Genomic DNA, 22353 nt, shown 5'->3' on the forward strand with positions numbered 1-22353 from the left:
CATGAAAGCTTTTACCCAGCACACTGGTCTTGTCGCGCCTCTGGATCGTGCCAACGTCGATACCGATCAGATCATTCCGAAGCAATTCTTGAAGTCGATCAAGCGCACCGGTTTCGGCCCGAACCTGTTCGACGAGTGGCGTTACCTCGATGTGGGTCAGCCGTATCAGGACAACTCCAAGCGCCCGCTGAACAAGGAGTTCGTACTCAACGCCGAGCGTTATCAAGGCGCCAGCGTGTTGCTGGCCCGCGAAAACTTCGGTTGCGGTTCCAGCCGTGAGCACGCGCCATGGGCGCTGGAAGAATACGGTTTCCGCAGCATCATCGCGCCGAGCTATGCCGACATCTTCTTCAACAACAGCTTCAAGAACGGCTTGTTGCCGATCATCCTGAGCGACGCCGAAGTCGACGAGCTGTTCAAGCAGGTCGAGGCCGAGCCGGGCTATCAGTTGCAGATCGATCTGCACGAACAGACCGTGACCAGCCCGAACGGCAAGGTCTATCACTTCGAGATCGACGCATTCCGCAAACACTGCCTGCTCAACGGTCTGGACGACATCGGCCTGACCTTGCAGGACGGTGATGCGATTGCCGCGTTCGAAGCCAAACATCGCGCGAGCCAGCCGTGGTTGTTCCGCGACGCGTGAGATTGATGTAGTCAGGGCTGGCCCCATCGCGGGCAAGCCCGCTCCCACAGGTTTTGTGAACGCTGCATTTACTGTGGGAGCTGGCTTGCCAGCGATGAGGCCGGCAAAGGCAGCGCAAGACTTGACCGAGAAAAGGACGTACCCATGACCAGCACCGCCCACAGTCAGGTTGTACAAAAGCAATTCGGTGAACAGGCCGCCGCCTACCTGAGCAGCGCCGTTCACGCTCAAGGCACTGAATTTGCGCTGCTGCAGGCCGAGCTGGCGGGGAAGGGCGAGGCTCGAGTGCTGGACTTGGGTTGCGGCGCCGGGCACGTGAGTTTTCACGTCGCTCCTTTGGTGAAGGAAGTGGTGGCCTACGACCTGTCGCAGCAGATGCTCGATGTGGTGGCCGCCGCTGCCGTGGATCGCGGTTTGAGCAATGTGTCCACGGTCAACGGTGCCGCCGAACGTTTGCCGTTCGCCGATGGCGAATTCGACTTCGTGTTCAGCCGCTATTCGGCGCACCATTGGAGCGATCTCGGTATGGCCTTGCGCGAAGTGCGCCGGGTGCTGAAACCGGGTGGCGTGGCGGCGTTCATCGATGTGCTGTCGCCGGGCAGTCCGCTGTTCGACACCTATTTGCAGAGCGTCGAAGTGCTGCGCGACACCAGTCATGTGCGCGATTATTCGGCCGGTGAGTGGCTGCGCCAGGTCAGCGAGGCCGGTCTGCACACCCGCAGTACCACGCGTCAGCGCCTGCGTCTGGAGTACAACAGCTGGGTCGAGCGCATGCGCACACCCGAAGTGATGCGCGCCGCGATCCGCCAGTTGCAGCAGTCGATGGGCAACGAAGTACGCGAATATTTTGAGATTGAGGCCGATGGTTCGTTCAGTACAGATGTACTGGTGCTCTGGGCCGAAAAGTAAGTTTCGAACGACAAGCATTTTTCCGGGTGCGCCAGTTCACGGCGCGCACCGACTGAAGACACGAGGAAAGCATGAGCAAGCAGATTCTGATTCTCCCAGGCGACGGTATTGGTCCGGAAATCATGGCCGAAGCGGTCAAGGTGCTGGAGCTGGCCAACGACAAGTACAGCCTGGGCTTCGAACTGAGCCATGACGTGATCGGTGGCGCCGCCATCGACAAGCACGGCGTGCCGCTGGCCGACGAAACCCTGGACCGCGCCCGCGCAGCCGATGCCGTGCTGCTGGGCGCCGTGGGCGGCCCGAAATGGGACACCATCGAGCGTGACATCCGCCCTGAGCGCGGTCTGTTGAAAATCCGTGCGCAACTGGGCCTGTTCGGCAACCTGCGTCCGGCAATCCTGTACCCGCAACTGGCTGAGGCTTCGAGCCTGAAGCCGGAAATCGTCGCCGGTCTGGACATCCTGATCGTCCGTGAGCTGACCGGTGGTATCTACTTCGGCGCACCGCGCGGCACCCGTACCCTGGAAAACGGCGAGCGTCAGTCCTACGACACGCTGCCGTACAGCGAAAGCGAAATCCGCCGCATCGCCCGCGTCGGTTTCGACATGGCCCGCGTGCGTGGCAAGAAGCTGTGCTCGGTGGACAAGGCCAACGTGCTGGCGTCCAGCCAATTGTGGCGGGAAGTGGTCGAGCAGGTCGCCAAGGATTATCCGGACGTCGAACTGAGCCACATGTACGTCGACAACGCCGCCATGCAACTGGTGCGTGCACCGAAGCAGTTCGACGTGATCGTCACCGACAACATGTTCGGCGACATCCTGTCCGACGAAGCGTCGATGCTCACCGGCTCCATCGGCATGCTGCCCTCGGCCTCGCTGGACGCCAATAACAAGGGTATGTACGAGCCTTGCCACGGTTCGGCACCGGACATCGCGGGCAAAGGCATCGCCAACCCGCTGGCGACCATTCTGTCGGTGTCGATGATGCTGCGTTACAGCTTCAATCTGCACGAAGCGGCGGATGCCATCGAGAAAGCGGTCAGCGTGGTGCTGGATCAAGGTCTGCGCACCGGCGATATCTTTTCGACCGGTTGCACTAAAGTCGGTACGCAGGAAATGGGTGACGCAGTAGTCGCCGCGCTGCGGAATCTGTAATCTCTCGGGCCCGCTGCGAAATTCAATACAAAGCAGCGGCCCACTTTTCAAGAAGGTGTAGTTGCGATGAAACGTGTAGGTCTGATCGGTTGGCGCGGCATGGTCGGTTCCGTGCTCATGCAGCGGATGCTGGAAGAGCAGGACTTCGATCTTATCGAGCCGGTGTTTTTCACCACTTCCAATGTCGGTGGCCAAGGCCCGTCCGTGGGCAAGGACATTGCTCCGCTCAAGGACGCTTACAGCATTGAAGAGCTGAAGACCCTCGACGTGATCCTGACCTGCCAGGGCGGCGACTACACCAGCGAAGTGTTCCCGAAGCTGCGCGAAGCCGGCTGGCAGGGTTACTGGATCGACGCGGCCTCGAGCCTGCGGATGAACGACGACGCCGTCATCATTCTCGACCCGGTCAACCGCAAGGTCATCGACCAGCAGCTCGATGCGGGCACCAAGAACTACATCGGCGGCAACTGCACCGTCAGCCTGATGCTGATGGGGCTGGGCGGTCTGTTCGAGGCCGGTCTGGTCGAGTGGATGAGCGCCATGACCTATCAGGCGGCCTCCGGCGCCGGCGCGCAGAACATGCGTGAACTGATCAAGCAGATGGGCGCGACCCACGCCGCTGTCGCCGATCAACTGGCCGATCCTGCCAGCGCGATCCTCGACATCGACCGTCGTGTGGCTGAAGCCATGCGCAGCGATGCGTACCCGACCGAAAACTTCGGTGTGCCGCTGGCCGGCAGCCTGATCCCGTGGATCGACAAGGAACTGCCGAACGGCCAGAGCCGCGAAGAGTGGAAGGCCCAGGCCGAGACCAACAAGATCCTCGGCCGCTTCAAGAGCCCGATCCCGGTCGACGGCATCTGCGTGCGCATCGGCGCCATGCGTTGCCACAGCCAGGCGCTGACCATCAAGCTGAACAAGGATGTGCCGATCGCCGATATCGAAGGGCTGATCAGCCAGCACAACCCATGGGTCAAACTGGTGCCTAACCAGCGTGAAATCAGCATGCAGGAGCTGAGCCCGACGAAAGTCACCGGCACCCTGAACGTACCGGTCGGTCGTCTGCGCAAGCTGAACATGGGTTCGCAGTTCGTTGGCGCGTTCACCGTCGGCGACCAGTTGCTGTGGGGCGCTGCCGAGCCGCTGCGTCGCATGCTGCGGATCCTGCTGGAGCGTTGATCGCTTGACGCAATGAAAGAACCCGCGCCTTGCAAGAGGCGCGGGTTTTTTTTTGCCTGCGTGGCAGCCACCCGGTAAAGTGCCGCTCCCCCCGTTCCACCAGAGGTCGCACCATGAGCCAGCCCATTGATATTGCCGTAATCGGCGCCACCGGTATTGTCGGCGAAACCCTTGTGCAGATTCTCGAGGAGCGCGACTTCCCGGTCGGCAATCTGCACCTGTTGGCCAGCAGTGAATCCGCTGGCAGCTCGGTGCTGTTTCGCAACAAGAACGTGCGAGTGCGCGAAGTCGACGAGTTTGATTTCAGCAAGGTCAAACTGGCGTTCTTTGCCGCCGGCCCGGCCATCACCCTGAGTTACGCGGCTCGCGCCCATGCGGCGGGTTGCTCGCTGGTCGATCTGTCCGGCGCCTTGCCGGCGGATCAGGCGCCGCAAGTGGTGCCGGAGGCCAATGCCGCTGTGCTGGCGAGTTTGAAAGTGCCGTTCCAGGTCAGCAGCCCGAGCCCGTCGGCCACCACATTGGCCGTGGTGCTGGCGCCGCTGCTCGATCTGATCGAGCTGCAATATGTGCATGTCACCGCCAATCTGGCGGTTTCCACCCAGGGCCGCGAAGCGGTTGCCGAACTGGCCCGTCAGACGACGGAACTGCTGAACATGCGTCCTCTGGAGCCGACGTTTTTCGATCGGCAGATGGCGTTCAATCTGCTGGCCCAGGTCGGCACGCCGGATGCTCACGGCCACACGCTGCTGGAAAAGCGTCTGGTGCGCGAGCTGCGTCAGGTGCTGGTCAAACCTTCATTGAAGATTTCGGCAACTTGCGTTCAAGCCCCGGTGTTTTTTGGCGATAGCTTTAGCGTGACCTTGCAGTCAGCGAACGCTGTCGACCTGGAAAAGGTCAATGCCGCGCTTGAAGATGCCGAGGGGATCGAGCTGGTCGAGGCCGGCGATTATCCGACTGCCGTCGGTGACGCAGTGGGGCAGGATGTAGTCTATGTCGGGCGGGTGCGCACCGGTGTCGACGAGCCGTCGGAACTTAATCTGTGGCTGACGTCAGATAACGTACGCAAAGGTGCGGCGCTCAACGCGGTGCAAGTGGCCGAGTTGTTGATAAAAGACCTGCTGTAAAAGATACTTGGCAACAATTTGTCGACTGATTCTAGCCGGGCGCTATGCTTGGCCAGACCGCTTGATGACGTAATACCCTCCGGGACTTTCCGGGGCATCAAAGAAATGATCGCGCGCGGCATGCTGTCGTCGTCGCGCGCAATGCCTTACGGCAGCGACAATCAACATCTTCTCGCTGGCCGAGGAACGTTCAAACAAAGGAAGAGGCTATGGTTCAAGTTCGCAAACTGGTGTTAGCAATAGCGGCCGCCTCGGCGCTGTCCTCCGGTATGGCGCATGCCCTCGGGCTCGGGGAGCTGACCCTGAAGTCGACCCTGAACCAGCCGCTGGTGGCGGAAATCGAGCTGCTCGATGTCAAGGATCTCACCGCTGCCGAAGTGGTGCCGAGCCTGGCCTCGCCGGAAGATTTCGCCAAGGCCGGCGTCGATCGCCAGGCCTTCCTCAATGATCTGACCTTCACCCCGGTGCTCAACGCCAGCGGCAAAAGCGTGCTGCGCGTAACCTCGAGCAAGCCGTTGTCGGAACCGATGGTGAAATTCCTGGTGCAGGTGATGTGGCCGAACGGCCGTCTGCTGCGTGATTACAGCGTGCTGTTGGATCCGTCGAAGTTCTCGCCGCAGACCGCTGATGCCGCCGCTCAACCCGCGCCAGCGCAAACCATCACAGCGCCGACCACGGGTGCAACGCATTCGACCCACACCACCACGCCCCGTGACACCCTGTGGGAAATCGCGGCGAAGGCGCGCACTGGCGGATCGATCCAGCAGACCATGCTGGCGATTCAGGCGCTGAACCCTGACGCATTCATCGACGGCAACATCAACCGCCTGAAAACCGGTCAGGTGCTGCGTCTGCCGGATCAAGTGCAAAGCACCGCGCTGCCACAGTCCAAAGCGATTGCCGAAGTGGCCGCGCAGAACGAAGCCTGGCGTCAGGGCCGTCGTTACGTGGCCAAGCCGGGCACCGGTCAGCAGCAGCTCGATGCGACCAATCGTGGCCGCGCCAATACTGGTGCTGCGCAAAACGCCAAGGACAACCTGAGCCTGGTGTCCGCCGAAAGCGCAAAGGCGCGCGGCAAGGGCCCGGCCGGCGATGCCAAGGCTCTGAGCAACAAACTGGCCGTGACTCAGGAAAGCCTCGACACGACCCGTCGTGACAATGCAGAACTGAAAAGCCGAATGGCTGATCTGCAAAGCCAGTTGGACAAACTGCAACGCCTGATTGAGCTGAAGAACAATCAACTGGCGAAAATGCAGGCTGAAGGTCCGGGCGTAACCCCGGCGCCGGCAGCTGACGCGGCTGCGCCAGCCGTTGCGCCGGTTCCGGCCATTACTGCGGAACTGGCTGCGACTCCGCCGGCGACTCCGGCCCAGGCGGCACCTGCGCCTGAAGCCGCCGCACCGGCACCGGTTGAGCCAGTGGTCGAGTCGAAGCCTGCTGCCGACGAAGACAAAACCTTCAACGAACTGCTGACGAACCCGATCCTGCTGGGTCTGGTCGGTGGCGGTGCGGTGGTGTTCCTGCTTCTGCTGTTGCTGCTGGCCCGTCGCCGCAAGGCGCAACAGGAAGCCGAGAAACACCTGCGCATGGCCCGCGCCCTAGAGGAGCAGTCGTTCTCGCCTGAACTCGATCTGCCTGAAGACAGCTTCGAGGGCCTGGAAGTGCCGGCGGCAAGCGTCAAACTCACACCCGCAGCGGCTCCAGCCCCGGCACCTGCTCCTGTGGTGGCTCCGGTGGTGATGGCCGAGCCAATCGCCGCGCCGCTGGTGGCGCCGGCTGCCGAGCGTTCCGACGACGTCCTGGACAAGGCGCAGTCGCACATCGACGGCGGTCGTCTGAATCAAGCCGCCGCGTTGCTGGAGGAGGGCGTGAGCCTGGAGCCGCAGCGCAGTGATCTGCGTCTGAAGCTGATGGAAGTCTATGGTCGCCAGGGTGATCGCGATGCGTTCGTCGCTCAGGAACGCCAACTGGTTGCCAATGGCGACAACTTCGCCAAGGTCGAAGAACTGAAAAGCCGCTTCCCGGCTATGGCGGTCGTCGCGGCCAGCGGTCTGGCGGCAGCGGCCATTGCCGCCGAGCTGGACGCGGAATACGTCAAGGAGCTGCTGCTGGACGAGCCTGAGGCGCCAGCTGCTTCTGCTGCGGCAGATGACGATCTGGACAGCGCTTTCGACCTGAGCCTCGACGATCTCGACAACATCACGCCAGTAGAACCTGTGGCGGCTGTCGAGCCGGAAGCGCCGGTCGAACTCGACGAATTTCCATCGGACGACGATCTGAGCTTCGAATCGGTGCTGCAGCAGCAGACCGAGATCAAGGAAAACCTCGACGACCTCTCCGACTTCGACCTGGATCTGGACCTCGGTGCAGACCCTGCGCCTGCACCGGTCGAGTTGGCAGACGATGACTTCCTGCTGGATCTGGACGAAGGCGTGAAGGATCTGCCGCTGGTCGAAACTCCAGCCGTGGCCGACGTGCCGCAAGACGATCTGGAGCTGCCAGCCGACTTCGACCTGTCCCTGGCCGACGAAATGGACGCTACACCGGCCGAACCGGATGCATTCGCCGCCGAGCTGGACGACGTCAATGCCGAGCTGGATCGCCTGTCGAGCAGCATCAACGAGCCAAGCTTCACCGAAGCTGATGCTGCGTTGGGTGGTGATCTGGGTGAGGATGACTTCGACTTCCTGTCCGGCACCGACGAAGCCGCTACCAAGCTCGATCTGGCGCAGGCCTACATCGACATGGGCGACAACGATGGCGCGCGCGACATCCTCAATGAAGTCATCAGCGAGGGCAACGACAAGCAGAAGAGCGAAGCGAGCGAAATGCTTTCGCATCTGGTCTGAGTCGGCGTTCAGCGGTAAACAGAACGGCAGCCCATGAGGCTGCCGTTTTTGTTTGGGTCTGGTTTCCCCGTCCCGCCGCCTTATAATGCCCGCCTTTGTAGATCAGCAGGCTGTACCGACTTGGCAAACATAGATAATCCGGCCGCCGAAATGGCCCCCGAAGGCTTTTTTCGTGTCGCCCTGGGCGTTGAATACAAGGGCTCGCGCTACAGCGGCTGGCAGCGTCAGTCCACCGGTGTGCTCACCGTGCAGGAAACCCTGGAAAAAGCCTTGTCGAAGGTCGCCAATTCGCCGATATCGCTGCAATGCGCCGGACGCACCGATGCCGGCGTTCATGCCTGCGGGCAGGTCGTGCATTTCGACACTCAGGTCGACCGTTCGCTGAAAGCCTGGGTCATGGGCGCCAACATCAATCTGCCCCACGACATCAGCGTCAGTTGGGCGAAGGTCATGCCGGCGCACTTTCATGCGCGATTCAAGGCGATTGCCCGACGCTATCGCTACGTGATCTACAACGATCAGATCCGCCCGGCGCATCTCAATGAAGAAATTACCTGGAATCACCGCCCGCTGGATGTCGAGCGCATGGCCGAGGCCGCGAAGTACCTGATCGGCACCCATGATTTCAGCGCTTTCCGTGCCGGCCAGTGCCAGGCCAAGTCGCCGATCAAGCAGATGCATCACTTGCGCGTGACCCGTCACGGCAAAATGATCGTGCTGGACATCCGCGCCAATGCCTTCCTGCACCACATGGTGCGCAACATCGCCGGGGTGCTGATGACGATCGGCGCCGGCGAGCGGCCGCCGGAGTGGATGAAAGAAGTGCTGGAGAGCCGCGAGCGGCGTTCCGGCGGGGTTACGGCGCATCCGTTCGGGCTGTATCTGGTACAGGTCGAGTACCACGACGAGTTCCCGTTGCCCGAGCGTTTCATCGGGCCACATTTCCTTACGGGTTTCTCGGAACTTGACGGCTGACGCCCTCGAATGCATTTGTTACCATCCGGGACTTCCCCGGATTTGCCTTGAGGTTCTTATCGACATGTCGGCCGTTCGCAGCAAGATTTGCGGGATTACCCGCATGGAAGATGCGTTGGCAGCCGTCGAGGCAGGGGCCGATGCCATCGGTTTTGTGTTCTACGCTAAAAGTCCCCGGGCGGTGACCGTGCAGCAGGCGCGGGCGATCATCGCCGCATTGCCGCCGTTCGTGACCACGGTCGGGCTGTTCGTCAACGCCAGTCGCTGCGAGCTCGGGGAAATCCTCGATGCCGTGCCGCTGGATCTGCTGCAGTTCCACGGCGACGAGACCGCCGCCGAGTGTGAAGGCTGGCACCGGCCGTATATCAAGGCCTTGCGGGTCAAGGCGGGCGATGACATTGCTGCTGCCTGCGATGCCTACCCGAGCGCCAGTGGCGTGCTGCTCGACACTTATGTCGAAGGCGTGCCTGGCGGAACCGGCGAGGCGTTTGACTGGTCATTGATTCCGCAAGGCTTGAGCAAGCCGTTGATTCTGGCTGGCGGCCTGACGCCGGAGAACGTCGCTGAGGCCATCGCCCGGGTGCGGCCATATGCCGTGGACGTCAGCGGCGGGGTAGAGGCGAGCAAGGGCATCAAGGATCACGCAAAGATTCGGGCGTTCATCAACGCCGTACGTTGATGTGACGGCTGGCAGACTGCCGCCGTCCACAGCTCTGTAGAAAAGAGGCTGAGGGTCTTTTCGGGTTGTACGCAGGTCAGTTCCGCTGACCCGGCAATCCATCGATCATCGCCACACATGAATTTAGCTGAAGGGCATACGCGGGGCCGCGAACCAGAGCGTTCGGGCCGCCGGTACTGGAGAAAGAAAGCATGAGCAACTGGTTGGTAGACAAGCTGATCCCTTCGATCATGCGTTCGGAGGTCAAGAAGAGCTCGGTGCCTGAAGGCCTGTGGCACAAATGCCCGTCCTGCGAGGCCGTGCTGTATCGTCCGGAGCTGGAAAAGACCCTGGACGTTTGCCCTAAATGCAACCACCACATGCGCATCGGCGCACGTGCGCGTATCGACATCTTCCTTGACGCCGAAGGCCGTGCCGAACTGGGCGCCGATCTGGAGCCGGTTGACCGTCTGAAATTCCGCGACGGCAAGAAGTACAAGGACCGTCTGGTCGCTGCCCAGAAGCAGACCGGCGAGAAAGACGCACTGGTTTCCATGAGCGGCACCCTGTTGGGTATGCCTGTCGTGGTTTCGGCGTTCGAATTCAGCTTCATGGGCGGCTCCATGGGCGCCATCGTCGGTGAGCGCTTCGTGCGCGCCGCCAACTACGCGCTGGAAAACCGTTGCCCGATGGTCTGCTTCTCCGCTTCCGGTGGCGCGCGCATGCAGGAAGCCCTGATCTCGCTGATGCAGATGGCCAAGACTTCGGCCGTGCTGGCGCGCCTGCGTGAAGAAGGCATTCCGTTCATCTCCGTTCTGACCGACCCGGTCTATGGTGGCGTTTCCGCCAGTCTGGCGATGCTGGGCGACGTGATCGTCGGCGAGCCTAAGGCTCTGATCGGCTTCGCCGGTCCGCGGGTGATTGAACAGACCGTGCGTGAAAAACTGCCGGAAGGCTTCCAGCGCAGCGAATTCCTGCTGGAGCACGGCGCAATCGACCTGATCATCGACCGTCGCGAGCTGCGTCCGCGTCTGGGTAACCTGCTGGCTCAACTGACCGGCAAGCCGACGCCAACCTTCGTTGCTGCGCCGATCGAGCCGATCGTCGTTCCGCCGGTGCCTGCCAACGTATGACCGAGCGCACCCTTGGCGAGTGGCTCGCCTACCTTGAGCAGTTGCATCCCTCGGCCATCGACATGGGGCTGGAGCGTTCGCAACAGGTAGCGTCCCGCATGGGGCTGGGCCAGCCGGCGCCTCGGGTGATTACGGTCACCGGCACCAACGGCAAGGGTTCGACCTGCGCTTTCGTGGCTTCGCTGCTGCGGGCGCAGGGCCTGAGCGTTGGTGTCTACAATTCTCCGCACCTGCTGCGTTATAACGAGCGGGTGCAGCTCAATGGCGTCGAAGCCACTGATGCGCAGCTGTGCGAAGCCTTTGCGGCGGTCGAGGCCGGGCGTGGCGAGACGTCTCTGACCTACTTCGAAATGGGCACCCTGGCGGCGTTCTGGCTGTTTCAGCAGGCCGGACTCGATGCGGTGGTGCTGGAAGTCGGGCTGGGCGGGCGTCTGGACACGGTCAACGTGGTCGATGCCGACATCGCACTGGTCACCAGTATTGGTGTCGATCATGCCGATTATCTGGGCAATACCCGCGAATCCGTGGCCTTCGAGAAGGCCGGGATTTTCCGCCAGGGCAAACCTGCGCTGTGCGGTGATCTGAATCCTCCGCAACCCCTGCTGGACAAGGCGCGCGAGCTTGCTTGCCCGTTTTTTCTGCGCGGGCGCGATTTCGATCTGGGTATCACGGATCAGTTCTGGCAGTGGCGTGGTACCGATGCTGAGGGTCAGGTCGTAGAGCTGCGTGATTTGCCTTTGCTCGACCTGCCGATGGAAAACGCTGCGTTGGCGTTGCAGGCTTATCTGCTGCTCGGTTTGCCATGGGATGCCGGGCAGATTGTTGCGGCCTTGCAGGCAACTCGCGTCGTCGGTCGCCTGGATCGTCGTTCGTTCGAATGGAACGGCAAGCGTCTGAATCTGCTGCTGGATGTTGGCCATAACCCGCATGCAGCGGAGTATCTGGCGCGGCGACTGGCCGCTCACCCGCCGGTCGGCAAGCGCCTGGCCGTGTTCGGCCTGTTGGCGGACAAGGATCTGGACGGCGTCATCGGTGAATTGAATGCCAGCGTCCAGCATTGGGCGGTGGCGCCACTGGATTCGCCGCGTGCGCGTCCGGTGGCTGAATTGAATGTTGCATTGCAGAACCTTGGCGCGTCGGTCACGTCTTATGACAGCGTGGCGGCCGCTCTGGAAAGGCAGTGCGCAGTGGCCACCAGCGACGACGAGATCTTGCTGTTCGGATCATTTTATTGTGTCGCCGAGGCCCTTGAATGGCTGTCTCGGCGCTCCACGGAGGAAGCGGCAAATGGCTTTGCTGGATAAAGCGTACAAGCAGCGCATGGTCGGTGCCCTGGTGTTGGTAGCGCTGGCGGTGATTTTCCTGCCGATGCTGTTTTCCCGTCAGGATGAACAGCGTCAGGTGATCGTCGAAGCGCCGGCTGCACCGCAGGCGCCCGCTGTGGCGCAGATCCAGATGGAGACAGTGGCCGTGCCTGAGCCTCAGGTTCTGCCGCAAGAGCCTGTGCCGAGCGATGACGAAGTTGCCCAGCAGACTGCGCCAGCGGCGCCGATTGCGCCTGCTGCGCCGACTCCGGCTCCAGCACCGGTAGCCAAGCCAGTCGCAGTTGCACCTGCACCTGCGCCGGCTCCCGTGGCCAAACCTGCCGCAGCGCCGACGCAGCCAATCGCTGCACTATCTGCCAAACCGGATACCACTCAAAGTCGCGTCGACGCCAACGGCCTTTCGGTGAGCTGGTCGGTGCAACTGGCCAGTCTGTCGAGCCGCGCCAGCGCCGAAAGCCTGCAGAAAACGTTGCGCAGTCAGGGCTACAACGCCTACATCCGTTCGGCCGATGGCAAGAATCGGGTGTTCGTCGGTCCGCTGATCGAGCGCGCCGAAGCCGATCGTTTGCGTGATCTGTTGAGCCGCCAGCAAAACCTCAAGGGGTTTGTGGTGCGCTTCCAGCCCGAGCGTGGCTGAAATCTATCGCCCCGATTGAAATGCACTGACAATCGCAGCTTACCGACAGCCATGCGCTCTGCTAAAATGCGCCGCCTTATCCGTCTGTAGGCTGCACTGTGCCATTTACCTGGGTTGACTGGGCGATCGTTGCAATCATCGCCATCTCCGCATTGATCAGTTTGAGCCGCGGCTTCGTCAAAGAAGCGTTGTCGCTCGTGACCTGGATCATCGCAGGAGCTGTTGCCTGGATGTTCGGTGGCTCACTGTCCGAGTACCTCGCCGGATACATTCAAACTCCATCGGCTCGTGTGATCACGGGCTGTGCCATCATGTTTGTCGCCACACTGATCGTGGGCGCAATGATCAATTATCTTATCGGCGAGTTGGTTCGCGTCACCGGGTTGTCCGGGACCGATCGATTCCTCGGCATGGCCTTCGGCGCTGCGCGTGGCGTGTTGCTGGTGGTCGTGGCGGTCGGGCTGTTGAGCCTGGGGCCGGTACAGCAGGACGGGTGGTGGAAAGAATCACAGCTCGTGCCAAAGTTTCTATTGGTCGCAGACTGGTCCAAAAACCTGATTCTCGGGTGGAGCAGTCAGTGGCTTGCCAGCGGAATCAGCGTACCCGCTGATATTCCGTTCAAGGAGCAACTCTTGCCGTCGGCCAAAACGCCTCAGTGAGTGTTGTTCAGTTCAGATCCATTAAGTAGGGGTTGCGTCGCATGTGTGGCATCGTCGGTATCGTCGGTAAGTCGAACGTCAATCAGGCGCTGTATGACGCGCTAACCGTGCTCCAGCACCGCGGCCAGGACGCTGCCGGTATCGTGACCAGCCATGATGGCCGGTTGTTCTTGCGCAAGGACAATGGCCTGGTGCGTGACGTGTTTCAACAGCGTCACATGCAGCGCCTGGTCGGCCACATGGGTATCGGCCACGTCCGTTACCCGACTGCTGGCAGCTCGACATCGGCCGAGGCGCAGCCGTTCTACGTCAACTCGCCTTACGGCATTACCCTGGCGCACAACGGCAACCTGACCAACGTTGAACAGTTGGCCAAAGAGATCTACGAATCCGATCTGCGTCACGTCAACACCAGCTCCGACTCGGAAGTGTTGCTCAACGTGTTCGCCCATGAGCTGGCCCAGCGCGGCAAGCTGCAACCGACCGAAGAAGACGTGTTTGCCGCCGTGACCGACGTGCACAACCGTTGCGTCGGTGGCTACGCCGTCGTGGCGATGGTGACCGGTTACGGCATCGTCGGTTTCCGTGACCCGCATGGCATCCGCCCGATCGTGTTCGGCCAGCGTCACACCGACGAAGGCGTCGAGTACATGATCGCGTCCGAAAGCGTTTCGCTGGACGTGCTCGGCTTCACCCTGATCCGCGACCTGGCGCCAGGCGAAGCGGTCTACATCACTGAAGACGGCAAGCTGCACACCCGTCAGTGCGCGACCAATCCGTCCCTGACCCCGTGCATCTTCGAACACGTCTACCTGGCGCGTCCGGATTCGATCATCGACGGCGTGTCGGTCTACAAGGCTCGTCTGCGCATGGGTGAGAAACTGGCCGAGAAGATCCTGCGCGAGCGTCCTGAGCACGACATCGACGTGGTCATCCCGATCCCGGACACCAGCCGCACTGCCGCGCTGGAACTGGCGAACCACCTGGGCGTGAAATTCCGCGAAGGCTTCGTCAAGAACCGTTACATCGGCCGTACCTTCATCATGCCCGGCCAGGCCGCGCGCAAGAAATCGGTACGCCAGAAGCTCAACGCCATCGAGCTGGAATTCCGCGGCAAGAACGTGATGCTGGTGGACGACTCGATCGTTCGCGGCACCACCTGCAAGCAGATCATCCAGATGGCCCGCGAAGCCGGCGCGAAAAACGTCTACTTCTGCTCGGCGGCTCCGGCTGTGCGCTTCCCGAACGTGTACGGCATCGACATGCCGAGCGCTCACGAACTGATCGCCCACAACCGTTCGACCCAGGATGTCGCCGATCTGATCGGTGCAGACTGGCTGATCTATCAGGACCTGCCTGACTTGATCGAAGCGGTCGGTGGCGGCAAGATCAAGATCGAAAACTTCGACTGCGCGGTGTTCGACGGCAAATACGTCACCGGCGACGTCGACGAGGCTTACCTGAACAAGATCGAACAGGCACGCAACGATGCCTCGAAGGTCAAGACGCAGGCAGTCAGTGCGATCATCGATCTGTACAACAACTGAGTTTCAACCGGCCCTTAGGGGCCGGTTTTGTATCTGGCAAAAGACTTTTATTTATCGAGAACAGGGCAAGGAGTGACAGCATGAGTCAGGAATGGGATGCCGGTCGGCTGGACAGCGACCTCGAAGGCGTAGCGTTCGATACCCTGGCCGTACGTGCCGGTCAGCACCGTACGCCGGAAGGCGAGCACGGTGATCCGATGTTCTTCACTTCCAGCTACGTGTTCCGTACCGCCGCCGACGCCGCAGCACGGTTTGCCGGGGAAGTGCCAGGCAACGTTTACTCGCGTTATACCAACCCGACCGTTCGCTCGTTCGAAGAGCGCATTGCTGCGCTGGAAGGCGCCGAGCAAGCAGTTGCCACGGCGACTGGCATGGCCGCGATCATGGCGGTGGTGATGAGCCTGTGCAGTGCTGGCGATCATGTGCTGGTGTCGCGCAGTGTGTTCGGTTCGACCATCAGCCTGTTCGAGAAGTATTTCAAGCGTTTTGGCGTGGAAGTCGATTACGTGCCGCTGGCCGATCTGTCGGCATGGGACGCAGCGATCAAATCCAACACCAAATTGCTGTTTGTCGAGTCGCCGTCCAATCCGCTGGCTGAGCTGGTGGATATCACCGCGCTGTCGGAAATCGCGCACGCCAAGGGTGCGATGCTGGTGGTCGATAACTGCTTCTGCACGCCTGCCTTGCAGCAACCGCTGAAGCTTGGTGCAGACATTGTTGTGCACTCGGCCACCAAGTTCATCGATGGCCAGGGCCGTTGCATGGGTGGCGTGGTGGCCGGTCGCCGCGAGCAGATGAAGGAAATCGTAGGCTTCCTGCGTACCGCCGGTCCAACCCTGAGCCCGTTCAACGCCTGGATCTTCCTCAAAGGCCTGGAAACCCTGAACCTGCGGATGAAGGCGCACTGTGCCAACGCCCAGCAACTGGCCGAGTGGCTGGAACAGCAGGACGGCATCGAGAAAGTGCATTACGCCGGTCTCAAGAGTCATCCGCAGCACGAACTGGCCCAGCGTCAGCAGAAGGGTTTTGGTGCGGTCGTCAGCTTCGAGGTCAAGGGCGGCAAAGAGGGCGCCTGGCGCTTTATCGATGCGACCCGTTTGATCTCGATCACCGCCAACCTGGGTGACAGCAAAACCACCATCACTCACCCGAGCACTACTTCCCACGGGCGTCTGGCGCCACAGGAGCGTGAAGCGGCGGGGATTCGTGACAGCCTGATCCGCATCGCGGTCGGTCTGGAAGACGTCGCTGACCTGCAAGCCGACCTGGCGCGCGGTCTGGCGGCGTTGTGATCGAATTGTCCACTCCCAAGACGGGCACTCATGGCCGCGTTGCGCTGGTCACGGGTGCCGCTCGCGGTATCGGTCTGGGGATCGCGGCGTGGCTGATCAGCGAAGGCTGGCAAGTGGTGCTGACGGACCTGGATCGGGCGCGGGGCTCCAAGGTGGCGAAGGTGCTCGGCGAAAACGCCTGGTTTATCGCCATGGATGTGGCGGATGAAAGTCAGGTGGCGCTTGGCGTTGCCGAAGTGCTGGGGCAGTTCGGTCGTCTGGATGCGTTGGTGTGCAACGCGGCGGTGGCCGATCCGCACAACATCACCCTGGAAAGCCTTGATCTGGCCTACTGGAATCGGGTGCTGGCGGTGAATCTCAGTGGGCCGATGTTGCTGGCCAAGCACTGCGCGCCGTATCTGCGGGCGCACAACGGGGCGATCGTCAATCTGGCCTCGACCCGTGCGGCGCAATCGGAACCCGATACCGAAGCCTATGCGGCGAGCAAGGGCGGCTTGCTGGCGTTGACTCATGCGCTGGCAATCAGCCTCGGGCCCGAGATTCGGGTCAACGCGGTCAGTCCGGGCTGGATCGACGCGCGGGATCCCTCTGCGCGGCGTGCGGAGCCGCTGACCGATATCGACCATGCTCAGCATCCGGCGGGCCGGGTAGGGACGGTCGAGGATGTGGCGGCGATGGTGGCCTGGCTGCTGTCGAAAAATGCAGGGTTTGTGACGGGGCAGGAATTCGTGGTCGACGGCGGTATGACCAAGAAGATGATTTACTCGGAATGACATGTTTTTGTCTTTTTGAGAAAAACTTCAATCCTGCTATTGACTTAGGTTCGCTACCTGCGTAAATTTCGCGGCCTCGGAGATGCAAACGGGTGATTAGCTCAGCTGGGAGAGCGTCTGCCTTACAAGCAGAATGTCGGCGGTTCGATCCCGTCATCACCCACCACTCCCGAGATACTTGTGTAAACAAGAGCGTAGGCTGAAAGTGCCTGCACCGACGCGCAGCGGTAGTTCAGTCGGTTAGAATACCGGCCTGTCACGCCGGGGGTCGCGGGTTCGAGTCCCGTCCGCTGCGCCATATTCAACGAGTCAGACACAGTCTGGTTCGTCATTGAAAAGCACCGAAGCTTTCAGTCAAACGAGTTACTTGAGCGTCAGCTCAAAGCGATACGCAGCGGTAGTTCAGTCGGTTAGAATACCGGCCTGTCACGCCGGGGGTCGCGGGTTCGAGTCCCGTCCGCTGCGCCATATCTGTTTCAAGGACCACTGAACGCCTTGAAACACCGAAAGCAACCTCTGGTTGATTCGGCATCGATAGCAAAGACCCTGGTCGAAAGACCGGGGTTTTTTGTGTCTGAAATTTGACCTCTCCCACATTCCTCCTTTGTTGTCCAGCAACGAGCGTAAGCCTTGGCTCGTTTTATACCGCCCGGCAATCTCCCCTGCGTCCATGGGTCGCTGCGATGCGATGTCGCATTGATTTTTGATTCTTTGGTCAAATTTTTGTAACTGGTTGTTTGCTGCGAGCACAGAAACCTTTAAAGTTAACCTTTCGGTCAGCTTTGCACTGTCATCACGCCCTTTGTTTAGCCAAAAAAGGGCTTCTGCAAGACTCGAGATTCCCAGTAGATAACCAGAAGGGCGGATCCATAACCGTCCAGAGGATGATCCATGTCCAACCGTGAAATATCCCGGCGCTCGTTCCTTCAGGGCGGGCTGGTGGCGGGTGTGAGCGTTACGCTCACGCCGCTCAGCAGTCAGGCGCTGGCTGCCTTGATGGAAAACAGCGTGACCGTGCCGTCCGAGCAGTGGCTCGGCAACAACGGCAAGGCGCGCCAGCGTAACGATGCCTTGTCCAAGGTCTGCGGCAGCAAGGTGTTTGCCCGCGACATCCGCTCCAAGGACATGCCGGGCTGGCCCCAGCAGCAAGGTCACGCCATGCTGCTGAAAACCATCAAGGCCGACCGCATTTACGAAGGCTATGATCTGTCGTGGCTCGGCGCCGATCTGCAGCCTGACCGCATCGTCACCGCTGCCGACCTGGACAAGGACGGCATCGTGTTCCCTGAAGAGCACGCGCCGGATCCGCTGCTGCCGGAAGGCAAAGTGCCGATGTTCATCGGCCACCCGGTCGCGATCCTGATCTGGAACGACTTCGAGCGTTTCCGTCAGGCCAAGAACAAGCTCAAATTCAATGACAAAGCGATTCGTTACGGTGCAAAAGTGCCGTTCTACGAAGGCGATCCCTATGGCAGCTTCCGCTACGTGCGCGTCGGTGGCCCGACCTCGGCGGACGAAGACGAGTTCGCCAGCCTCAAGGATTCGATCCTGTTCCCGATGCTCAAAAACCGTCGCCCGGTGTGGAATTCCCAGCCGAACCTGCATGGCAACCTGACCGAGCGCGGCCTGTTCTACGCTGACCGCATGAAGAAAGAGATCGACACCCCGCCGGACAACTGGCTGGTGTTCGACGAGCGTTACAAGACCCCGTCGATCGAACCGGCCGCGATGGAGCCGGACAACGGCAACGGCTGGTACGACCCGGCCACCAAGACCCTGCATTTCGTCGTCGCCACCCAGTGCCCGCTGGAAGCGGCAACCGAGACCGCGAAGATGATCTCGCCGTCGCGTTTCGGCCTGGCCAACCTGAACATGCATCCGGGTTACACCGTCGGCTACGGCTCCAAGGACCACAACATTTTCGTCTACTACGCGGCCCTGGCGGCGTTGTACGGCGCAGGTGTGCCGATTCGACTGGCCAACGACCGTTACGAGCAGTTCCAGAGCGGTATCAAGCGCCACCCGTTCGACATTCGCTATCAGTTGGCAGTAGACAAGACCGATCACAGCTTCAAGATTTTCCGCGCCGAGATGAGCGTCGACGGTGGCGGTCGGATCAACTACAGCCCGTCGGTAGCGGCCGTTGGCGCTACTGCGGCGCAGTCGATCTACTACATGCCGCAGAACGACTTGCAGGTTACCGCTTACCACTCTCGCGCCGTTGAAGCGGGTTCGATGCGCGGCTACGGCACGCTGCAGAGCATGGCCTCCACCGAAATGATGGTCGACGAAATCGCCGACCGCCTCGGTGTCGATGCCATCGATCTGCGCCGCAAGAACGCGCTGCGCTCGGGGATGAAAAACACCCAGGGCGCGATCCCGGCCGGTGCGTTGCGCCTGCACGAGATTCTCGACAAGGCTTCGCTGCACGAAGTCTGGAAAAACCGCGACGCTATCAAGAAACAGCGTGAAGCGGCGGATCCGGACAACTGGTATGGCGTGGGTTTCGCCATTTGCCAGAAAGATTTTGGCACCGGTTCCGAAGCACCGATGGCCAGCATCGAATTCACCGCTGAAGGGCGCATTTCCCTGCGTCATATCGGCATCGAGATCGGCACCGGCATGTCCACTTCGCAAGCCCTGGTGGTCGCCGATTTCCTCGGCAGCCCGGCGCATGATGTGAAGACCGGCGAAACCGAATGGAAGGAAATGCAGCTGGTCACCGCCGGCAACCCTTACATCATGAGCCAGGCCGAGCAGGACAACTTCCTGCGTAACCCGCGCTGGGTCGGCAAACTGGCGTCGGCCTCGTCCGCGACCAACTCCGCCTACTACTTCAGCCACGCCACCCGTGAAGCGGCGCGCGTGCTGTTCAATCACGGTCTGTGGCCGGCGGCGCTGGAGATCTGGCGTCAGGGCCCGTACGGCGGCCAGGCCAACCCCTACGTGGTGCGCCGCGAAGACGCGCATTGGGTCGACGGCAAACTGACCGCCAACGGCATGCAGCCACTGAGCTTTGAAGAGCTGGCCAAGCGTGCCCACGAGCGCGGTCTGGTCACCGGCGCCACGGTTCACGGTTTCAACCGCTGGAGCTGGGCCGAAGCCGAATACAGCATCGACGGCGTGCGCGAGCGTCTACCGCTCGACGGTCTGGCAGTGAAATACGGTGATGGTGCGCCAAAAGCGAAAAAGGCCCAGATGACCAGCGCCGGTTTCCATTTGCTGGATCGGCAGAACATCGCCTATCCGGTGGTTCAGTTGAACAACGCCGCCGTGACCTATTACAGCCCGGTCGCAACGCTGGTCGAGTTGAAGGTCAACAAAGGGTCGGCAGAAGTCGAAGTGCTCAACCATCACTCGTGGCTGGAATGCGGCCGGGTGCTGGTCGAGGAACTGGTTCGTGGCCAGCTCGAAGGCGGGATCGCCATGGGCATCGGTCACGCCTTGATGGAAGAGATGCCGCTGTACGAGGGCGGCCCGGGGGAGGGTGACTGGAACTTCAACCGTTATCGCCTGCCGATGGCGCGCCATGTGGCGGTGTGGAAGCAGACGTCGGAAATCCTGCCGCCGCTGTCGCCAAGCGACCCGTCCAAAGGCATCGCCGAAGTGGTGATGATCCCGGTGGTCGGCGCCATCGGTAACGCCGTGGCCCACGCCATCGGCAAACGTGTCCGCGATCTTCCAATCACTGCTGCGCGCATCAAGGAGGCCCTCAATGGCTAACCGTCCGCTTCAACTGACCCTCAACGGTCAATCCGTCGGTCCGGTGGACATCCCTGATGACCTGCCGATGATCGATTACCTGCACGAATACAAGAACCTCACCGGTTCGCGCCTGGGCTGCGGCCAGGGCATCTGCCACGCCTGCGTGGTGATCGTCGACAACCCGGACGGCACCAGCGAAGAAGTGCGCACCTGCATCACCGGCGCGCATTACTTTGAGGGCAAGAAGGTCCGCACCATCGAAGGCCATGCCAAGCGTGACGAGCAAGGCCAGGTCACCGAGCTGAACCCGATCCAGCAGCGTTTCGTTGATGAATTCGCCTTCCAGTGCAGCTACTGCGCACCGGGCTTCGTCAACGCCGCGACCGTGCTGGTGGAAAAGCTGCAACGCCAGCCGATCGTCAAAAGCAAACTGGAACAAGTCATCGAGGACAGCCTCGGCCATCACATCTGCCGTTGCACCGGGTACGTGCGTTACTACAACGCCACCCGCAACGTGCTGACCGATCTCGGCCTGGTCAAGGAGGGTTAAGCATGAAGCGTTTATTGATCCGCCTGACCCTGGCGGTCGGTTTTGCCGTGCCTGTGCTCGCGGCCCATGCGGATGATCAGGTCAAGCGCGGCGAATACCTCGCCCGCGCGGCCGACTGCATGGCGTGCCACACGGCGTCCGGGGGCGCGCCGTTTGCTGGCGGCCTGCCAATCGTGTCGCCGTTCGGCACGATCTACGGCACCAATATCACGCCGAGCAAGGAGCACGGCATCGGCCTGTACAGCGATGACGAGTTTTTCGCGGCACTCACCGAAGGCAAGCGTCGTGACGGCGCCAACCTGTATCCGGCGATGCCGTACACCTCGTATCACTTGATGCCGCGTGAGGATTCGGATGCGATTCACGCGTATCTGAAAACCATCGAGCCGATCGAGCGTCCAGCCCCGGTGACGAGCTTGAGCTTTCCGTTCAACGTGCGTCCGGGTCTGATGGGCTGGAACATGATGTACGGCAAAGCCTTGAAGCTGGAGCCGGCCGAAGGCAAAAGCGACGCCTGGAAGCGCGGCCAGTACATGGTCGAAGTGCTCGGCCATTGCGGCGAATGCCATACGCCACGTGGCCTGCCTGGCGCGATGCAGTTGGACAAGCGCCTGACCGGCGGCATCCTCAACGGTTACCTGGCGCCGAGTCTGCTGGCGACGGATCTGGCGGCGCGCGGCTGGAATCATCAGGACCTGAGCACGTTCCTCAAGCACGGCATGAGTGCCCAGGGCACGATGTTCAACGAGATGTTTCCGGTGTTCCACAACAGCACTCAGGGCCTGAATGATCCGGATCTGGCAGCAATGGCAACCTTCCTGCTCGGCGACAAGCCTCCGGCGGCGAAAGAGCTGACCGAAATGCCGGTGGAAAAACTCAGTGTCAGCGCTCAACGCGGTCGTCAGGAATACTTGAACGTCTGCGCCGGCTGTCACGCGGTCGGTGGTGAAGGCAAGCCGCATATTGCGGTGGCCATGCGCGGCAACACCACGCTGCGTCTGGAAGATCCACGCAATCTGGTTCGAGTGATCGAAGACGGTATCGGCGAGCAGAAATTCGCCGGATTCGAACGCATGCAGCCGATGCCCGGTTTTGCCGACAAGCTCGGTGCTGAACAACTGACCGATCTGCTGAACTACCTGCGTCAGGGGTGGGGTGGTCAGTCGGCCGAGCTGGCGGTCAGCGATGTGCAGAAGCTTCGGGCTGATGCGCCATCCATCGAGCACAAGGCGCACTGA

The 22353-nt window shown here is 61.2% G+C and carries 18 protein-coding genes and 3 tRNA genes; all 21 read left to right on the top strand.

The genetic code is table 11. The features are described from left to right. Position 1 precedes the first annotated feature (1 nt). Positions 2-646: a 3-isopropylmalate dehydratase small subunit gene (gene leuD / locus ACSPX5_RS04675; protein WP_439821037.1), complete on the top strand. Its 645-nt coding sequence runs from the start codon at positions 2-4 to the stop codon at positions 644-646. 144 nt (positions 647-790) lie between these two features. Beyond that, complete coding sequence (locus tag ACSPX5_RS04680) at positions 791-1555, top strand: class I SAM-dependent methyltransferase (RefSeq protein ID WP_439821038.1); 765 nt, start codon at positions 791-793, stop codon at positions 1553-1555. A 71-nt stretch (positions 1556-1626) separates the two neighbouring features. Beyond that, positions 1627-2709, top strand: a complete 1083-nt coding sequence (gene leuB / locus ACSPX5_RS04685; RefSeq protein ID WP_039770158.1) for a 3-isopropylmalate dehydrogenase — start codon at positions 1627-1629, stop codon at positions 2707-2709. Between the two features lie 66 nt (positions 2710-2775). Beyond that, positions 2776-3888: an aspartate-semialdehyde dehydrogenase gene (gene asd / locus ACSPX5_RS04690; RefSeq protein ID WP_007956451.1), complete on the top strand. Its 1113-nt coding sequence runs from the start codon at positions 2776-2778 to the stop codon at positions 3886-3888. 113 nt (positions 3889-4001) lie between these two features. Next, positions 4002-5012, top strand: a complete 1011-nt coding sequence (locus ACSPX5_RS04695) for an aspartate-semialdehyde dehydrogenase (RefSeq protein ID WP_439821039.1) — start codon at positions 4002-4004, stop codon at positions 5010-5012. Positions 5013-5221: 209 nt separating this feature from the next. Then, on the top strand, positions 5222-7861 hold the full coding sequence (locus ACSPX5_RS04700) for a FimV/HubP family polar landmark protein (RefSeq protein WP_439821040.1): 2640 nt from the start codon (positions 5222-5224) through the stop codon (positions 7859-7861). 150 nt (positions 7862-8011) lie between these two features. After that, positions 8012-8836 carry a tRNA pseudouridine(38-40) synthase TruA gene (truA, locus tag ACSPX5_RS04705; RefSeq protein WP_169432613.1) on the top strand — a complete coding sequence of 275 codons (825 nt, stop codon included), beginning with the start codon at positions 8012-8014 and terminating at the stop codon, positions 8834-8836. 64 nt (positions 8837-8900) lie between these two features. Continuing rightward, the gene (locus tag ACSPX5_RS04710; protein ID WP_169429655.1) at positions 8901-9515 is read left to right on the top strand and encodes a phosphoribosylanthranilate isomerase; all 615 of its coding nucleotides are present in this window, start codon (positions 8901-8903) and stop codon (positions 9513-9515) included. A 191-nt stretch (positions 9516-9706) separates the two neighbouring features. Then, positions 9707-10627, top strand: a complete 921-nt coding sequence (gene accD, locus ACSPX5_RS04715; protein ID WP_007956457.1) for an acetyl-CoA carboxylase, carboxyltransferase subunit beta — start codon at positions 9707-9709, stop codon at positions 10625-10627. Then, complete coding sequence (gene folC / locus ACSPX5_RS04720) at positions 10624-11931, top strand: bifunctional tetrahydrofolate synthase/dihydrofolate synthase (RefSeq protein WP_439821041.1); 1308 nt, start codon at positions 10624-10626, stop codon at positions 11929-11931. Before accD ends, folC begins: the two co-directional genes overlap by 4 nt. Continuing rightward, a complete protein-coding gene (locus ACSPX5_RS04725; RefSeq protein ID WP_439821042.1) occupies positions 11915-12589 on the top strand; it encodes an SPOR domain-containing protein in 675 nt (224 codons plus the stop codon). The genes folC and ACSPX5_RS04725 overlap by 17 nt, the downstream gene beginning before the upstream one ends. A 98-nt stretch (positions 12590-12687) precedes the next feature. Then, entirely contained in the window at positions 12688-13248 is a 561-nt protein-coding gene (locus ACSPX5_RS04730; RefSeq protein WP_007956464.1) for a CvpA family protein, read from the top strand. Between the two features lie 41 nt (positions 13249-13289). Next, positions 13290-14795, top strand: coding sequence for an amidophosphoribosyltransferase (gene purF, locus ACSPX5_RS04735; RefSeq protein ID WP_007956466.1), 1506 nt, complete (start codon positions 13290-13292; stop codon positions 14793-14795). Positions 14796-14875: 80 nt separating this feature from the next. Continuing rightward, a complete protein-coding gene (locus ACSPX5_RS04740; protein WP_439821043.1) occupies positions 14876-16087 on the top strand; it encodes an O-succinylhomoserine sulfhydrylase in 1212 nt (403 codons plus the stop codon). After that, positions 16084-16860: an SDR family oxidoreductase gene (locus tag ACSPX5_RS04745; RefSeq protein WP_169429661.1), complete on the top strand. Its 777-nt coding sequence runs from the start codon at positions 16084-16086 to the stop codon at positions 16858-16860. Before ACSPX5_RS04740 ends, ACSPX5_RS04745 begins: the two co-directional genes overlap by 4 nt. A gap of 90 nt (positions 16861-16950) precedes the next feature. Continuing rightward, positions 16951-17026 (top strand) — tRNA-Val (locus tag ACSPX5_RS04750). 55 nt (positions 17027-17081) lie between these two features. Beyond that, positions 17082-17158: transfer RNA gene (locus ACSPX5_RS04755), tRNA-Asp, on the top strand. A gap of 93 nt (positions 17159-17251) precedes the next feature. Next, positions 17252-17328, top strand: a tRNA-Asp gene (locus ACSPX5_RS04760). Positions 17329-17751: 423 nt separating this feature from the next. Continuing rightward, positions 17752-20583, top strand: coding sequence for a xanthine dehydrogenase family protein molybdopterin-binding subunit (locus ACSPX5_RS04765; RefSeq protein WP_439821044.1), 2832 nt, complete (start codon positions 17752-17754; stop codon positions 20581-20583). Beyond that, positions 20576-21115 (top strand): (2Fe-2S)-binding protein, encoded by a 540-nt coding sequence (locus tag ACSPX5_RS04770; protein WP_039771584.1) that lies wholly within the window; start codon positions 20576-20578, stop codon positions 21113-21115. Before ACSPX5_RS04765 ends, ACSPX5_RS04770 begins: the two co-directional genes overlap by 8 nt. Positions 21116-21117: 2 nt before the next feature. Beyond that, positions 21118-22353, top strand: coding sequence for a c-type cytochrome (locus tag ACSPX5_RS04775; RefSeq protein WP_439821045.1), 1236 nt, complete (start codon positions 21118-21120; stop codon positions 22351-22353).

The organism is Pseudomonas sp. HLG18 (assembly GCF_051903985.1).
In the GTDB taxonomy this organism is placed as follows: Bacteria; Pseudomonadota; Gammaproteobacteria; order Pseudomonadales; family Pseudomonadaceae; genus Aquipseudomonas; species Aquipseudomonas fluorescens_BT.

Excerpts from the sequence above, each read along its gene's own strand:
- leuD (WP_439821037.1), top strand. The coding sequence starts at position 2 with ATGAAAGCTTTTACCCAGCACACTGGTCTTGTCGCGCCTCTGGATCGT.
- ACSPX5_RS04680 (WP_439821038.1), top strand. The coding sequence starts at position 791 with ATGACCAGCACCGCCCACAGTCAGGTTGTACAAAAGCAATTCGGTGAA.
- leuB (WP_039770158.1), top strand. The coding sequence starts at position 1,627 with ATGAGCAAGCAGATTCTGATTCTCCCAGGCGACGGTATTGGTCCGGAA.
- asd (WP_007956451.1), top strand. The coding sequence starts at position 2,776 with ATGAAACGTGTAGGTCTGATCGGTTGGCGCGGCATGGTCGGTTCCGTG.
- ACSPX5_RS04695 (WP_439821039.1), top strand. The coding sequence starts at position 4,002 with ATGAGCCAGCCCATTGATATTGCCGTAATCGGCGCCACCGGTATTGTC.
- ACSPX5_RS04700 (WP_439821040.1), top strand. The coding sequence starts at position 5,222 with ATGGTTCAAGTTCGCAAACTGGTGTTAGCAATAGCGGCCGCCTCGGCG.
- truA (WP_169432613.1), top strand. The coding sequence starts at position 8,012 with ATGGCCCCCGAAGGCTTTTTTCGTGTCGCCCTGGGCGTTGAATACAAG.
- ACSPX5_RS04710 (WP_169429655.1), top strand. The coding sequence starts at position 8,901 with ATGTCGGCCGTTCGCAGCAAGATTTGCGGGATTACCCGCATGGAAGAT.
- accD (WP_007956457.1), top strand. The coding sequence starts at position 9,707 with ATGAGCAACTGGTTGGTAGACAAGCTGATCCCTTCGATCATGCGTTCG.
- folC (WP_439821041.1), top strand. The coding sequence starts at position 10,624 with ATGACCGAGCGCACCCTTGGCGAGTGGCTCGCCTACCTTGAGCAGTTG.
- ACSPX5_RS04725 (WP_439821042.1), top strand. The coding sequence starts at position 11,915 with ATGGCTTTGCTGGATAAAGCGTACAAGCAGCGCATGGTCGGTGCCCTG.
- purF (WP_007956466.1), top strand. The coding sequence starts at position 13,290 with ATGTGTGGCATCGTCGGTATCGTCGGTAAGTCGAACGTCAATCAGGCG.
- ACSPX5_RS04740 (WP_439821043.1), top strand. The coding sequence starts at position 14,876 with ATGAGTCAGGAATGGGATGCCGGTCGGCTGGACAGCGACCTCGAAGGC.
- ACSPX5_RS04765 (WP_439821044.1), top strand. The coding sequence starts at position 17,752 with ATGTCCAACCGTGAAATATCCCGGCGCTCGTTCCTTCAGGGCGGGCTG.
- ACSPX5_RS04770 (WP_039771584.1), top strand. The coding sequence starts at position 20,576 with ATGGCTAACCGTCCGCTTCAACTGACCCTCAACGGTCAATCCGTCGGT.
- ACSPX5_RS04775 (WP_439821045.1), top strand. The coding sequence starts at position 21,118 with ATGAAGCGTTTATTGATCCGCCTGACCCTGGCGGTCGGTTTTGCCGTG.